At 61.0% G+C, this 15,373-nt stretch carries 12 protein-coding genes and 1 pseudogene; 1 reads left to right on the plus strand and 12 read right to left on the minus strand.

Annotated elements, in window-relative coordinates; genetic code table 11:
- A pseudogene (locus BSF44_RS08730) lies at positions 1 to 237 on the plus strand (iron ABC transporter permease); the annotation flags it as partial.
- Positions 238 to 356: 119 nt separating this feature from the next.
- Here BSF44_RS08730 and BSF44_RS08735 read toward each other — a convergent pair.
- The 12 genes from BSF44_RS08735 to BSF44_RS08790 all read right to left on the minus strand — a co-directional run bounded on the left by BSF44_RS08735 (position 357) and on the right by BSF44_RS08790 (position 15,362).
- Positions 357 to 2,291 (minus strand): methyl-accepting chemotaxis protein, encoded by a 1,935-nt coding sequence (locus BSF44_RS08735; RefSeq protein WP_095943161.1) that lies wholly within the window; start codon positions 2,289 to 2,291, stop codon positions 357 to 359.
- A 150-nt stretch (positions 2,292 to 2,441) separates the two neighbouring features.
- Positions 2,442 to 3,731, minus strand: a complete 1,290-nt coding sequence (locus BSF44_RS08740) for an adenylosuccinate synthase (RefSeq protein ID WP_095943162.1) — start codon at positions 3,729 to 3,731, stop codon at positions 2,442 to 2,444.
- A gap of 54 nt (positions 3,732 to 3,785) precedes the next feature.
- Complete coding sequence (locus BSF44_RS08745) at positions 3,786 to 4,973, minus strand: ATP phosphoribosyltransferase regulatory subunit (protein ID WP_095943163.1); 1,188 nt, start codon at positions 4,971 to 4,973, stop codon at positions 3,786 to 3,788.
- 312 nt (positions 4,974 to 5,285) lie between these two features.
- Positions 5,286 to 6,155 (minus strand): protease modulator HflC, encoded by an 870-nt coding sequence (gene hflC, locus BSF44_RS08750; protein WP_056725458.1) that lies wholly within the window; start codon positions 6,153 to 6,155, stop codon positions 5,286 to 5,288.
- The gene (gene hflK, locus BSF44_RS08755; protein ID WP_095943164.1) at positions 6,155 to 7,330 is read right to left on the minus strand and encodes an FtsH protease activity modulator HflK; all 1,176 of its coding nucleotides are present in this window, start codon (positions 7,328 to 7,330) and stop codon (positions 6,155 to 6,157) included. Before hflK ends, hflC begins: the two co-directional genes overlap by 1 nt.
- Positions 7,331 to 7,426: 96 nt before the next feature.
- Complete coding sequence (gene hflX, locus BSF44_RS08760; RefSeq protein WP_008048071.1) at positions 7,427 to 8,728, minus strand: ribosome rescue GTPase HflX; 1,302 nt, start codon at positions 8,726 to 8,728, stop codon at positions 7,427 to 7,429.
- A gap of 12 nt (positions 8,729 to 8,740) precedes the next feature.
- A complete protein-coding gene (hfq, locus tag BSF44_RS08765) occupies positions 8,741 to 9,001 on the minus strand; it encodes an RNA chaperone Hfq (RefSeq protein WP_007902656.1) in 261 nt (86 codons plus the stop codon).
- A 94-nt stretch (positions 9,002 to 9,095) separates the two neighbouring features.
- Complete coding sequence (gene miaA, locus BSF44_RS08770) at positions 9,096 to 10,067, minus strand: tRNA (adenosine(37)-N6)-dimethylallyltransferase MiaA (RefSeq protein WP_095943165.1); 972 nt, start codon at positions 10,065 to 10,067, stop codon at positions 9,096 to 9,098.
- Complete coding sequence (mutL, locus tag BSF44_RS08775; RefSeq protein WP_095943166.1) at positions 10,067 to 11,977, minus strand: DNA mismatch repair endonuclease MutL; 1,911 nt, start codon at positions 11,975 to 11,977, stop codon at positions 10,067 to 10,069. The genes miaA and mutL overlap by 1 nt, the downstream gene beginning before the upstream one ends.
- On the minus strand, positions 11,974 to 13,404 hold the full coding sequence (locus tag BSF44_RS08780) for an N-acetylmuramoyl-L-alanine amidase (RefSeq protein WP_095943167.1): 1,431 nt from the start codon (positions 13,402 to 13,404) through the stop codon (positions 11,974 to 11,976). Before BSF44_RS08780 ends, mutL begins: the two co-directional genes overlap by 4 nt.
- Positions 13,405 to 13,875, minus strand: coding sequence for a tRNA (adenosine(37)-N6)-threonylcarbamoyltransferase complex ATPase subunit type 1 TsaE (tsaE, locus tag BSF44_RS08785; RefSeq protein WP_095943168.1), 471 nt, complete (start codon positions 13,873 to 13,875; stop codon positions 13,405 to 13,407).
- Complete coding sequence (locus BSF44_RS08790) at positions 13,863 to 15,362, minus strand: NAD(P)H-hydrate dehydratase (protein WP_095943169.1); 1,500 nt, start codon at positions 15,360 to 15,362, stop codon at positions 13,863 to 13,865. Before BSF44_RS08790 ends, tsaE begins: the two co-directional genes overlap by 13 nt.
- Positions 15,363 to 15,373 lie beyond the last annotated feature (11 nt).

The following is a 15,373-nucleotide window of genomic DNA, read 5'->3' on the forward strand; positions in this document are numbered from 1 at the left end:
CCGATCATTTTCCCGGCGCTGGGGGCGGCGTTTGCACTGGTGTTCCTGGATGCGATGAAGGAGCTGACGGCGACCTTGCTGCTGAGCCCCACCGGGCTGAACACCCTGGCGACGGAAGTCTGGGCGCATACGGCGAATGTGGAGTTTGCGGCGGCTGCGCCTTATGCGGCGTTGTTGATACTGGTGTCGGGGTTGCCGGTCTATCTGCTGACGACCCGGATGTATCTGAGTCGTTAAGACCGCCATCGCGAGCAGGCTCGCTCCCACATTTGATCTGAGGCGCCCACAATTTTTGTGTCCGCCAACCATCATTGTGGGAGCGAGCTTGCTGCGATGAGGCCATCCCTGACAAAGCATCAGGCCCTGAACTGCCCCAGGCTCGCCTTCAACTGCGCCGCCAGACCATCGAGCACCTTTCCGCTCGCCGTGGTCTCCACAACGGCTTGCGCCGCCTTCTCGGCCTGGGCGTGAATGGTCTGGACCCGCCCCCGCACTGCCTGTGCGCCCTGAGCCTGATGCGCCGCGGCCTGGGTAGCCAGACCGATCGCCGCATGCACCTGCTCGACGGATGCCTGCACCGACTGCTGCAACCGCGCACTGTCACGCAGCACCAGCAAACCCTCACTGGCCTGGCGCCCAGCTTGACCAATCGCAGCCACCGCCTCACGGGCACCTTGCTGCAATGCCACGATGTGCGCCTGAATATCGCCGGTGGAACTCTGCGTCTTGCTCGCCAGCGCCCGCACCTCGTCAGCCACCACGGCAAACCCGCGTCCAGTCTCGCCGGCACGCGCCGCCTCAATCGCTGCGTTCAGCGCCAGCAGGTTGGTCTGCTCGGCGATCCCGTGAATCACCGTCAGCACCACCTCAATTTGCTCACTTTGCTGCGCCAGGCGCTCGATTACCTGGGCACCTGTGTTGACCTGCCCCGCCAGCTCCTCAATCAGACTGCCCACTTTCGCCGAGGTCCGGGTGTTTTCGTCGGTAGCCTGACGAATGTCCACCACCTGCTTCAACGCCGCCTGCATGGCATGGCTTTCCGACTGGGCTTCATCAGCCATTTGCGACAGCGCGCGCAAACTCTCCGCCACCTCATCACGCTGCATGCCAGCCGCGGCATCCGCACCGGCGTTGCGCAAGGTCATGGCACCGATTTCCACGCCGGTACGCTGGGCCACATCGCCCGCCTCACGCACGATCGGCTGCAACTTATCCACAAAGCGATTGACCGCCGAGGCCATGTCGCCGATTTCATCCTTGCTGTTGATCTGCACACGTTTGGTCAGATCGCCCTCGCCCGCCGCCAGGTCATCCATGGCAACGATCAGCATTTTCAGGCGATTGACCACTCGACGACCGAGCACCACCGCCAACAACAGCAGGACACCGAAACCCACCACCGCCAGACACACGCCGATGCGCCAGCGCAATGTCGTAGCAGCTTCCTGCACGGTGCTGGTGGTATTGGCCTTCATTTCAGCCGCGGTGGACTGCGCCGACTGCAGGCGCGAGCGCATGGCCGTTGCACTGTCGGCCGCCGCACCCTTGAGACTGTCGCCCACCAGCTGGTCGCTGCTGGCGATCAATGCCGAGAAGCGCTTGTCGAGGGCCGCCAGATCAGTCTCAACCGAAGCAGTCGAGACCCCCATCAGAACCTTGCCGATTTCTACGCCATTAGGATTGATCGAGGCCTCGATGTAGAACACCGATGGATCGTTCTTCGCCGCATCCAGCACCTTGTCGAGCGCCCGCTCGCCCTGGCCTTTTTCCAGCAGCGCCTTGTTGATCGGATTTTCCCGGTTGAGGTAGCGCGTCAGGTGCTGGCCCGTCGCGTCGTCATACACCACGAACAGCACATTGGGATTGCGCTGGGCCCGGCGGGCAAATTCGGAAAGTGTCGGAACGTCGTTGTCCCACATGGCGCGAGGCGCGACAGAGGCCAATAGCTGCGCCATGTCGCTGGCGGAGTCCTTCAGATCTTTTTCCAGCGTTGAGCGCAGCTGCGCCTGCTCATCCTTCAGCCGCGAGGACAAACCGGCCGTGAGGCGCTGACGCGTACTGGTGGAGAGGCTGTCAAGGCTCGACGTGACTTCGCGCCCAGCCTGCTCAAGCTCAGCGGAAAGCTTTTGGCTGTCTGCACCCAGGCGCAGGCCCAGATCGGCTTCCAGCGCGGTCACCGTGCTCCGGGTCAGAGCGACAGCTACCAGCACCTGCACCAAAAGGGCGATACCAAGGGTAACGAACACGGGCCGCAACAAACGGCTCTGTAACAATGAGAGAACGGCCGACACTTGATATCCCTCTGCAAAAGCGCCATTAAATTGATGGCACGCCAAAAGTGACGTTTTAGGCAAAGCTAATAGCAAAGGTCATGCCGTCCAACAGGCATAAACGACAAAGGCCCCAATTAAGGGGCCTTTGTGTTTTACATCAACGACTTATCAAGCAAACGGATGGCGCAGAACGATGGTTTCGTTGCGATCCGGGCCCGTCGAAATAATGTCGATCGGCGCGCCGATCAGCTCTTCAACGCGCTTGATGTAAGCACGGGCGTTAGCTGGCAGCTCTTCCAGGGTTTTGGCACCCACGGTCGACTCGGTCCAGCCCGGCACTTCTTCGTACACAGGCTGCAGGCCCACGTAGCTGTCAGCATCAGTCGGGGCAACGGCATTGCCTTCTGCATCTTTGTAGCCGACGCAGATGTTGATGGCTTCCAGACCGTCGAGCACGTCCAGCTTGGTCAGGCAGATGCCCGAGATGCTGTTCACATCGATAGCCCGACGCAGGATAACAGCGTCGAACCAGCCACAACGACGAGCACGGCCAGTGGTGGCGCCGAACTCGTGACCTTGTTTAGCCAGGTGCGCACCGACTTCGTCGAACAGCTCCGTCGGGAATGGACCCGAACCTACACGCGTGGTGTAAGCCTTGGTAATGCCCAGGATGTAGTCCAGGAACATAGGGCCAACACCCGAACCGGTAGCAACGCCGCCAGCAGTGGTGTTAGAGCTGGTCACGTACGGGTAGGTACCGTGGTCGATGTCCAGCAGGGAGCCTTGGGCGCCTTCGAACATGATGTCTTTGCCAGCGCGACGCAGGTCGTGCAGCTCGGCAGTCACGTCCAGCATCAGCGGCTTGAGCAGCTCAGCGTATTCTTTGCATTCGGCCAGGGTCTTGTCGAATTCGATGGCTGGCTCTTTGTAGTAACCCACCAGCATGAAGTTGTGGTAATCCACCAGTTCACGCAGTTTGTCTTCAAAGCGCGGCATGTTGAGCAGGTCGCCCACACGCAGGCCACGACGTGCAACCTTGTCTTCGTAGGCCGGGCCGATACCGCGACCGGTGGTACCGATCTTCAGCTCGCCACGGGCCTTTTCACGGGCCTGGTCCAGCGCAACGTGGAAGGACAGGATCAGCGGGCAGGACGGGCTGATACGCAGGCGCTCGCGCACCGGTACGCCTTTTTCTTCCAGCTTGGTGATCTCGCGCAGCAGGGCGTCAGGTGCAACCACCACGCCGTTGCCGATCAGGCACTGCACGCCTTCGCGCAGCACGCCCGACGGGATCAGGTGCAAGACGGTTTTTTCGCCGTCGATCACCAGCGTGTGGCCAGCGTTGTGGCCACCCTGGTAACGCACTACGGCGGCAGCATGTTCGGTCAGCAGATCAACGATCTTGCCTTTGCCCTCATCACCCCATTGGGTGCCCAGGACTACGACATTCTTACCCATAACACTTGTCCTCATTCGCGCAAACTTGGTGCCGGCGGCAGCCGGCGGGAAAACTCAAGAAGCCAGTGGCGATACTTGCCAAAGCCCGTTCTGCTGAATCAATTGCCGGTCGCAGTCCGCTTCACGGGCAGCGGCCAAAGGTTGTCCAGGCAAGGCCTGAACGACACGCTGACCCTCACTGCGCAACTGGCAAACCTGCTGCCAGAGTGCCGCATCCGTACTGTCAGGCATCCAGATACCGCCAGACGGTAACTCGATCTCAGCACGCCCCAGGGTCACCAGGGTTTTCAAATCAGTGGAGAAGCCAGTCGCCGGGCGGGCGCGACCGAAATCGGCGCCAATGTCGTCGTAACGACCACCCTGGGCAATGGACTGGCCAACACCCGGTACGAACACGGCGAACACCACACCGGTGTGGTAGTGGTAACCGCGCAGCTCGCCCAGGTCGAAATACAGCGGCAGCTCGGGGAAACGCACGGACAGCCGCTCGGCAATTGCCAGCAAGTCGTCCAGCGCTGCCAGAACAGGGGCCGGCGCCTTGGCCAGGCGCTCGCGGGCCGCAACCAGCACTTCACGACCACCACACAGGTCAACCAGCGCCCGCAGCATGCCCGACAGATCGGCAGGCAAGCCTTCGGTCAAGGTAACGACCTCGTCGATGGCCTTGCGTTGCAAGGCATCGAACAACTGCTGCTCGACTTCACCGGACAAACCGGCCGCGCGGGCCAGGCCACGGTAGATGCCAACATGACCGAGGTCCATGTGCACATCCGGCACATCGGCCAGTTGCAGCATGGCCAGCATCAGGCTGATGACTTCGACGTCGCTGCTCGGACTGCCGTCGCCGTACAACTCGGCACCCAGTTGAATCGGGCTGCGCGAGGACGACAAGGCGCGAGGCTGAGCGTGCAGGACACTACCGGCATAGCACAGACGGCTTGGGCCTTCACGACGCAGGGTATGCGCATCGATGCGCGCCACTTGCGGCGTGATGTCGGCACGGAAACCCATCTGACGGCCCGATTGCGGGTCGATGACCTTGAAGGTGCGCAGATCCAGGTCCTGGCCCGCGCCGGTCAGCAGGGATTCCAGGTACTCGATATGGGGAGTCACGACAAACTCGTAACCCCAGCTCTGGAACAGATCCAACACCTGACGACGCGCGACTTCAATACGCGCAGCTTCCGGTGGCAGTACTTCTTCGATGCCATCTGGCAGAAGCCAGCGGTCTACCGTTGCCATTACGCCTTCCCCTATCTCCGGGCGACCAGCCTGTCGGCGAGCCTTGAGTGAAGCAGAAAATGATCGGCTTGCGCACAAACCACGCGCATGAGCGACGGAGCGAAAAGCCCTTCTACCGGCTTCGCCAACCACTTTCCTCGAAAAACTGTCGAGCCAATCGGCCCGGCATCTGCTTGAAAACAGCAATCAAACATGCAGACGCAAAAAAACCGGGAATTTCCCGGCTGCCGCATCATACACACGTTTTCCCAAAGGATCACCCCGCCAGAGGTTTTAGCCGCCCGGCGGGGGATAAATCAGGTCAACGCCGTATCAAGGCTTGGCTTTTTCCAGGTAGTGGAAGAAGTCGCTGCTTGGGTCGAGGACCAGGACGTCGGATTTGTTCGCGAAGCTTTCACGGTAGGCGCGCAGGCTACGGTAGAACGCGTAGAACTCCTGGTCCTGACCGTAGGCCTTGGAGTAGATCGCAGCAGCCTGGGCATCACCGTCACCGCGAACCTCTTCGGATTCACGATAGGCTTCAGCCAGCAGCACACGGCGTTGACGATCGGCGTCGGCACGGATGCCTTCGGCCAGCTCGTTACCCTTGGCGCGGTGCTCGCGAGCTTCACGCTCACGCTCGGTGCTCATACGCTCGAACACGCTGCGGTTCACTTCTTTGGGCAGGTCGATGGTCTTGACCCGAACATCGACCACTTCGATGCCCAGCTCTTTCTCGGCCATCTTGTTCAGCGAAGCCGTGATATCCGCCATCAGCGCATCACGCTCACCCGACACCACTTCGTGCAGGGTGCGCTTACCGAACTGGTCACGCAGGCCCGATTCCAGACGACGGGACAGACGCTCGTCGGCGATCTGCTTGAGGCCGGAAGTCGCGGTGTAGTAACGCTCTGCGTCCTTCACGCGCCACTTGGCGTAGGCATCGACCATCACGGCTTTCTTTTCCAGCGTCAGGAAGCGTTGTGTCGGTGCATCCAGCGTCATCAGGCGTGCGTCGAATTTACGCACCTGGTTAACGTAAGGCACTTTCACATGCAGGCCTGGCTGAACATCGGTCTGGACCACGCGACCGAACTGCAGCAACACCGCACGCTCGGTCTGAGCCACGATGTAGAAGCAGTTCCAGGCAGCGATCGCCACGACGACGCCGACAATAAGGGCGATCAGCGATTTATTGCTCATCAGCGACTCTCCCTGGTACGTGCTGGCTGTTGCTGCAGATCAGCTGCCGCACGCGCATTCGCTTCATTGCTGGTGGCTGCCCCACTGCTCACCTGGGTGCCGGTGCTGCGACCACTTTCGACCATCTTGTCCAGCGGCAGGTACAGCAGGTTGTTCTGGCCGTTCTTGTTGCCGGTCACGAGAACCTTGCTGGTGTTGCTGAAGACTTCCTGCATGGTGTCCAGGTACAGACGCTGGCGGGTGACTTCAGGGGCCTTGCGGTACTCGGCGACCAGTTTGGTGAAGCGGTCGGCCTCACCCTTGGCGCGCGAGACGGTCTCGTCACGGTAACCGTTGGCATCCTCAAGGATGCGCTGGGCCTGACCACGAGCTTCCGGCACGACGCCGTTGGCATAGGTTTCGGCCTGGTTGCGCGAACGCTGCTCGTCTTCCCGGGCACGGATCACGTCATCGAAGGCTTCCTGGACTTCACGCGGTGCCGCTGCGCTCTGAACGTTGACCTGGGTGACGGTGATACCGGTGCGATAGGTGTCCATGAAGCGTTGCAGACGCTCCTTGATCTCGCTGGCCATCAACTCACGACCTTCGGTCAGTACCTGGTCCATCGCGGTGGAACCCACCACATGGCGCAAGGCGCTGTCGGTCGCGTGCTGCAGGCTGATTTCCGGCTGATCGACGCTCAGCACGAAGTCCTGCAGGTTGCTGATCTTGTACTGCACGGTCAGCGGCACTTCGACGATGTTCTCGTCTTCAGTCAGCATCTGGCCCTGCTTGGTGTACGCACGCTCACGCGTGACGTTTTCCATGTACTTCTTGTCGATCGGCGGGAAGTAGATGTTCAGGCCCGGACCCACGGTTTCGTAGTACTTGCCGAAGCGCAGCACTACAGCTTGCTCCTGCTCGTCGACGACATAAACCGCGCTGTACAGCCAAACGGCGGCCAACACGACCAGACCGATGCCGAGCAGGCCGCCAAAGCCGCCACTCTTGCCCGGACCACCGCCGTCGTCGCCACCACGTTTCTTACCGCCACCGAACAAACCGTTCAGGCTTTCCTGCAGCTTTCGGAAGGCCTCGTCGAGATCCGGTGGCCCCTTGCGGTCGCCGTTGTTACGACGTTTGCCACCCCAAGGATCCTGATTATTCGAGTTGCCACCCGGCTCATTCCAAGCCATAGCGCTCTCCATCTGATAAAGCAAAGACGCACCCACGGCGCGCCGACCAATGCTACAGAATGCCTGTCACCACGGCACAACCGCTTTCTCAGGCTTTTATTGCAAAGTGTGTTGCTCGATGAATTCCATCGGCTGCAATCCTTCGCGGCTTACCAGTCGATTCAACTCGACCCGGGGCAAACGAACGGCCAGCAAACTGATGCCTTCTTCGTCGTGCTCTTCTTTCTGCACCGCGCCAAGTTCGAAGAACTGCGCACGCAGTCGAGCGAATCGTTGCGGCAAGCGCAGGGTACCGACAAACAAATCACTGCCCAGTAACTCGGCAATGGCTTGTTCAAGCAATTCCAGACCACTGCCATCGCGCGCCGACAGCCAGACCCGTTGGGGCTTGCCGTTTTCGTCGCGCTGGATTTGTGGCTCAACGCCTTCAAGCAAATCGAGTTTGTTATAGACCTCGAGGATCGGCAAGTCCTGAGCACCAATCTCGCCCAGCACCACCATGACCTGCTCGATCTGCAACATGCGATCGGGCTCGGCCGCATCGATCACGTGCAACAACAGATCGGAGTTGCTCGACTCTTCGAGGGTAGACCGAAATGCTTCGACCAGCTTGTGGGGCAAGTGGCGAATGAAACCCACAGTGTCCGCCAGGACAATCGGCCCCAGATCGTCTATATCCAGACGACGCAAGGTCGGGTCCAGCGTGGCAAACAATTGGTCAGCTGCGTAGACGTCGGATTTCGTCACGTTATTGAAGAGCGTGGACTTACCGGCGTTGGTGTACCCCACCAGCGACACGGTAGGAATATCCGCACGCGATCGGCCACGGCGCGACTGTTCGCGCTGGCTGCGCACTTTCTCCAGGCGCCCCTTGATCTGCCGCAGGCGAACCCGCAGCAAACGGCGGTCGGTTTCCAGCTGGGTTTCACCCGGGCCTCGCATACCGATACCGCCACCTTGGCGCTCAAGGTGAGTCCAGCCACGAACCAGCCGGGTGCTCATGTGGTCAAGCTGGGCCAGTTCGACCTGAAGCTTGCCTTCATGGGTACGGGCGCGCTGGGCGAAAATATCGAGAATCAGACCGGTACGGTCGATCACGCGACACTCGAAAACACGTTCGAGGTTACGTTCCTGACTGGGCGTGAGGATGTGATTGAAAATCACCAGATCGGCCTGTTCGGCTTTGACCAGGTCGCGCAGTTCCTCGACCTTGCCACTGCCAATCAGGGTCTTGGCGGTTGGCCGATGACGCGGCACGTTAAAAAACGCAACGGTCTCGGCACCCGCCGAATTAGCCAATTCCTGAAACTCCTGCGGATCTTCGCGCGCCTCAGGGTCCTGTCCATCCAAGTGAACGAGGATAACTCGCTCACCACCACCGTGGCGCTCAAAGAACAAAGGAGACTCCTATCAGGCGTTACCTGGCTCAGCGTCACCTGCTTCGGATTCGGTTGCGCTAGGCAGACGAATTGGACGAACCGGCACCACTGTAGAGATCGCGTGTTTGTAGACCATCTGGCTGACGGTGTTTTTCAGCAGGATAACGAACTGGTCGAAAGACTCGATCGTGCCTTGCAGCTTGATACCGTTGACCAGGTAGATGGACACCCCAACTTTCTCTTTACGTAAAGTATTCAAGTAAGGGTCTTGTAGCGAATGCCCTTTTGACATGTGCCGCACTCCTTTAAGGATTCAATATAAAAAAATAGGTAATCAGATGGCTTTGGCCGCCACACCCCCAAGGATAGACGGCAATTGCAAGGACTCAGCTCAATATGGAGATGGTCCCAAGGTATTTCAAGGCGCGCGGCAGATTGTCGCAATCCAGACTGTCCAGCCAATGCAGATCAGTCCAACTGCGCAGCCAGGTGAACTGGCGTTTCGCCAACTGGCGCGTGGCAATGATTCCACGCTCCTGCATCTCGGCTGACGTCAGCTTGCCATCCAGGTAGTCCCAGACTTGGCGGTAGCCTACTGCACGTATAGACGGCAACCCGGTATGCAGGTCACCTCTATTACGCAGGGCTACGACCTCGTCAATGAATCCCTGTTCCAACATTAAAGTGAATCTTTGTTTAATTCGCTCGTGCAGTACCTGGCGATTTGCCGGAGCAATGGCCAAGTTCGCGACAGTATAGGGCAATTGTTGCAGTCCCGAAGCGGCTGCTTCAGTACTTTGCACAGATTGTTGCAAACGCAGGGCGGTCATGCTTTGACCGCTGACACGATAAACTTCCAGCGCTCGACTCAATCGCTGAGGATCGTTCGGATGTATTCGCGCTGCGGACTCCGGATCGATCACCGCCAATTGTTCGTGCAAGGCTTGCCAGCCAAGGCGCGCAGCCTCTTCTTCGATTTGCGCGCGGACCTCGGGATCGGCGGCCGGCATATCCGCCAGACCTTCGACCAAAGCCTTGTAATAGAGCATGGTGCCGCCCACCAGCAGCGGAATTTTTCCGCGCGCGGTGATATCGGCCATGGCCTCCAGGGCGTCACGGCGGAAATCCGCGGCCGAATAGCTCTCGGCCGGGTCGAGAATATCGATCAGACGATGTGGATATTGCGCCAGCAGCTCTTTGGAAGGCTTGGCGGTGCCGATGTCCATGCCACGGTAGACCAGCGCCGAATCGACGCTGATCAACTCGCAAGGCAGGACCTTGGTGAGTTCGATGGCCAGGTCGGTCTTGCCGGCGGCGGTCGGGCCCATCAGGAAAATCGCAGGTGGGAACTGGCTCATCAACGACCGCGCAAGAACAGTTTGTCCAGATCGTCCAGGCCCAGCTGGGTCCAGGTCGGTCGGCCATGGTTGCATTGACCGCTGCGCTCGGTGTTTTCCATGTCACGCAGCAGAGCGTTCATTTCCGGCAAGGCCAAACGCCGATTCGCGCGAACCGCACCGTGACAGGCCATGGTCCCGAGCAATTCATTCAAGTGCGCCTGAATGCGGTCGCTGGTGCCGAACTCCATCAGATCAGCCAGGACGTCGGCGACCAGCCGGTTGGCTTCGGCCTGCTTGAGCAGTGCCGGGATCTGCCGGATCGCCAGGGTTTCCGGGCCCAGGCGCTGCAATTCAAAGCCCAGGCGCTGGAACCAGGCGACATGTTCCTCGGCGCAATCGGCTTCACGCTGACTGACGGCCAGGGACTCCGGCACCAGCAACGGCTGGCCGCTCAGGCCTTCGCTGGCCATTGCGACCTTGAGGCGTTCGTACATGATCCGCTCGTGGGCGGCGTGCATGTCCACCAGCACCAGGCCCTGGGCGTTTTCCGAAAGAATGTAGATGCCCTTGAGTTGTGCCAGCGCATAACCGAGTGGCGGGATGTCATCCTGCCCGGCCGGCAGCGCGACGGCATTGGCCTCGGGCAACGGCGCAAAAAACTCGCGATAGGCGGCCTGCGCTTCGGCGACAGGCACACCGGACTGCGGACGCGGCGTGTATTGATACTGATAACCCGCGCCAGCCCCCGAACCCGCCGGCGTATTGAACGACGGCTCAGCCTGGGGTTGCTCCAGCAGTGCATTGGCGGCCAGGCGCATTTCGCCCTGGGGCCCGAACTCACCGGCTTCAAGGCCGGTAGGCCGGACGATGGCCGTCGCAACCGGCGCCGCCAGTTGATCGTCGGGGCGCACATCGCCCAAGGCGCGGTGCAAGGTGCCGTAGAGGAAATCGTGAACCATGCGCCCTTCACGGAAGCGCACTTCGTGCTTGGTCGGGTGCACGTTGACGTCCACACCGGTCGGATCGACTTCGAAAAACAGCACGAAGGTCGGGTGCCGACCGTTGAACAGCACGTCGCGATAGGCCTGGCGCACCGCGTGGGCCACCAGTTTGTCGCGCACGGCACGACCATTGACGAAGAAATACTGCAAATCGGCCTGGCTGCGGTTAAAGGTCGGCAGGCCGACCCAGCCCCACAGGTGCAGGCCATTGCGCTCGATTTCGATCGGCAGTGCCTGCTCCAGGAAACCCGGACCGCAGATCGCCGCCACGCGTCGAGCACGGGCCGCATCATCATGGGCCTCGTGCAGGCTGAGGATGGTCTTGCCGTTGTGGCGCAGGTGGAACGCCACATCGAAGCGCGCCAGGGCCAGGCGCCTGATCACTTCTTGCAGGTGATCGAATTCGGTTTTTTCGGTCTTGAGAAACTTGCGTCGCGCCGGCGTGTTGAAAAACAGGTCGCGCACTTCAACCGAAGTGCCCACCGGGTGGGCCGCAGGCTGCACGCGGGGCGCCATGTCACGGCCCTCGGTCTCGACCTGCCAGGCCTGATCGGCGTCGCGGGTGCGTGAGGTCAGGGTCAGGCGCGCGACGGAGCTGATCGATGCCAGGGCCTCGCCGCGAAACCCCAGACTCATGACTTGTTCAAGATCTTCCAGATTACGGATCTTGCTGGTGGCGTGACGGGCCAGGGCCAGCGGCAGGTCATCGGCGGAAATGCCGCTGCCATCGTCGCGCACCCGCAGCAGCTTGACGCCGCCCTGCTCCACATCGACGTCGATGCGTTTGGCGCCGGAGTCGAGGCTGTTTTCCAGCAGTTCCTTGATCACCGAAGCCGGGCGCTCGACCACCTCACCCGCGGCAATCTGGTTCGCCAGTCGCGGGCTGAGCAGCTCGATTCGCGCGCCGTTGTTCACGACCTGATTCATTCTTTGGCCGCCAGTTCAGTGCTCGGAATAGTCAGGTGCTGACCGATCTTGAGCTCATCGCTCGACAGGCTGTTGGCGCTGCGCAGGGTCGCGGGCGACACCTGATAGCGCACGGCAATCATCGCCAGGGTCTCGCCCGGGTTGACGCGGTGGTCACGTGGCCCCTGCACAATCTTGCCGGAGTCGCGCAGCCAGGCAATGTAAGTGCCCGGTGGCGGGTTCTGCTGGAAGAACTGACGCACGCCGCTACTGATCGAACGCGCCAGCGCCTGCTGGTGGTTTGATGCGGCAAGCTTCGAGGCTTCGTTGGCGTTGGAGATGAACCCGGTTTCCACCAGGATCGATGGAATATCCGGCGACTTCAGCACCATGAACCCGGCCTGTTCAACCCGTTGCTTGTGCAGCGGTGTCACCCGGCCGATGTTGCTCAGCACCTTCTGGCCAACGTTCAGGCTGGAGGTCAGGGATGCCGTCATCGACAGGTCAAGCAACACGCCGGCGAGCATACGGTCCTTGTCATCGAGGCTGACGTTGCCGGCGCCACCGATCAGGTCGGAACGGTTTTCGCTGTCGGCCAGCCAGCGGGCGGTCTCGGAAGTCGCGCCACGATCGGACAGGGCAAATACGGAGGCACCGAAAGCGGCGGCAGACGGCGCGGCGTCGGCGTGGATCGAGACGAACAGGTCGGCGCCTTTCTTGCGGGCGATTTCGGTACGGCCGCGCAACGGAATGAAGTAGTCGCCGGTACGGGTCAGTTCCGCGCGGAAACCCTTCATGCCGTTGACCTGGCGTTGGGTTTCGCGGGCAATCTGCAATACCACGTCTTTTTCGCGCTGACCGCGAGAGCCGGAAGCACCCGGGTCTTCACCGCCGTGACCGGCATCGATTACCACAACGATATCGCGCTTGCCTGCTGGCGCCGGTGGCAACTTGATTGCAGGTTCCGTCGGCGTGACCGGCACGGCGGGCACCGTGGCGACCGACGGTGTCGGCGCTGGTGGAGGCGCGGCGTCTGCGGCGTTATCGAACAGATCGACCACCAACCGGTTGCCGTACTGGGCGTTCGGCGCCAGGGAGAAGCTTTTCGGCGTCACAGCCTTTTTCAGGTCGATGACCACCCGCAGGTCGGTCGGCGTGCGTTGAGCCGAGCGCATGGCGGTTATCGGCGTATTCGAGGTGTTGACGTTGAGCGGCGCACCGAGGGTTGCGCCATTGATGTCGATGACCAGGCGATCCGGGGCCGTCAAGGTAAAGACGCTGTGTTGCACCGGGCCGGTCAGGTCAAACACCAGTCGTGTGTTGTCCGGTGCCCGCCACAGACGAACACTGTTGACCTTCGAATCGGCCACAGCGTCGACGGTCACCGCCAAAAACAACACCCCTACGGCAGCCACCAACGCGCGAAAGCGCATACCTAACCCCATCATCTATTTGGATTCCAATGCCAAAGCGGCACACCAGGCCTCGCCACGCGAGCCCTGGGATAAAATTTTCAGCGAACGCCCGCTGTCTTGCGGGCTAATGGTAATGGTCAGGTCAGGCTTTGGCAAAAAGCCTGCACCTTTATCGGGCCATTCGATCAGACACAGGGCATCGTCTTCGAAATAGTCACGGATACCGAGGAACTCTAGCTCTTCCGGATCGACCAGACGGTACAAATCGAAATGAAAGGCGCGAATGTCACCGATCTCATAGGGCTCGACCAGGGTGAAGGTCGGGCTTTTGACTGCCCCGACATGTCCCAGGCCGCGGATGATGCCTCGGGACAACGTGGTTTTGCCCATCCCCAGGTTACCCTCGAGGAAGATCAGGCCATGGCCTCGGGTGATTCGGGCAATGCGTGCGCCAAAGTCGCTCATGGCCTGCTCATCGGCCAGGTACAGGGTTACTTCAGACACGGTGCTTGCTCCTCCAACAACTGACGAATGGCTGGGATCAGATCACTGGCCGCCAGCCCACGGCCCGATTTTCCTTGTTGCTCGCCGGCATTGGCGTGCAGCCAGACCGCCAGGCAGGCCGCGTCGAATGGCTCCATGCCCTGGGCCAGCAATGCGCCGAGCAAACCGGCCAGCACGTCGCCCAGACCGGCAGTGGCCATGGCCGGGTGCCCCTGATGACAAAGCGCCAGACGCCCGTCGGGATGGGCGATCAGGCTGCCGGCACCCTTGAGGACGACGACCGCTGTATATTTTTTGCTCAAGGCATGGGCTGCGGCGGGACGGTCAGACTGAACATCGGCAGTGCTCACCCCAAGCAAACGTGCCGCCTCCCCCGGATGCGGGGTGATCACGCAATCGCTGGGCAGATCGACGTGCCCGCCAGCCAGCAGATTCAGGGCATCGGCATCCCAGACTTGTGGCAAATGCGCATTGGCCGCAGCCGACAGCAGGCTGAGCCCCCACCCTGCCTGGCCCAGACCCGGCCCGACCACCAACACCGATACCTTCTCAAGCATCCCCATCAGTTGATTGGCCGACGACGTGCCCAGCACCATGGCTTCCGGAATTCGAGAAAGCGCTGGCGAAACATGTTCCGGACGGGTGGACAGCGAAACCATGCCCGCACCGCTACGCAGAGCACTTTGTGCACTCAGCAAGATTGCCCCACCGTAACCGCGATCACCGCCAATGAGCAGCACATGGCCGAACTTGCCTTTATGGGATGCCGGTGCCCGGGACGCCAGACGCGGCAGGTTACCGATATTCAGTCGCCGAGCCGTGAACGCAGTGCCGTCCAGCAACTGCGGATCAGCCTGCAGATCGTTGAACACCAGCTCACCCGTCACATTCGCGGCATCACCGGTGAACAGCCCTACCTTCAAGCCAATGAACGTGACCGTCAGGTCGGCATGCACGGCATGACCAAGGATGCGGCCCGTATCCGCGCACAACCCTGACGGAATATCCACCGCCGCAACCGGCAGCCCGCTGGCATTGATCGCGGCGATGGCGCTGGCATAGGGCTCACGCACATCACCGCTCAGGCCGGTGCCAAGCAAAGCATCCAGCACAATGCCGCGCAATCCGGATTGTGCCGTCCAGGGCTCGATGAGCACGTTTTCGGACACTGCCTCGGCATGGGCCAAGGCCGCATCACCCTGCAAACGCTGCGGATCCCCCACCGCCAGCACCCGCACCGCCCAACCGGCACGCTGGGCCAACACAGCCACCAGATACCCGTCGCCTGCATTATTGCCATGTCCGGCCAACACGCTCAGTTCGTTCGCCGTCGGCCACTGCCGTACCAGCGCCCGCCACGTCGCCCGCGCCGCGCGCTGCATCAATTCGAAGCCCGCCGTACCGGCGGCGATCAGGCTCGCGTCGAGTGCTCGCACCTGGGCGGCGCTATACAGCACGTCGGGTAATTCATCTTTAGTGTGCGGCATGCGTCTTCAGG

The sequence above is a fragment of the Pseudomonas sp. ACN8 genome (assembly GCF_002303925.1).
Classification (GTDB): domain Bacteria; phylum Pseudomonadota; class Gammaproteobacteria; order Pseudomonadales; family Pseudomonadaceae; genus Aquipseudomonas.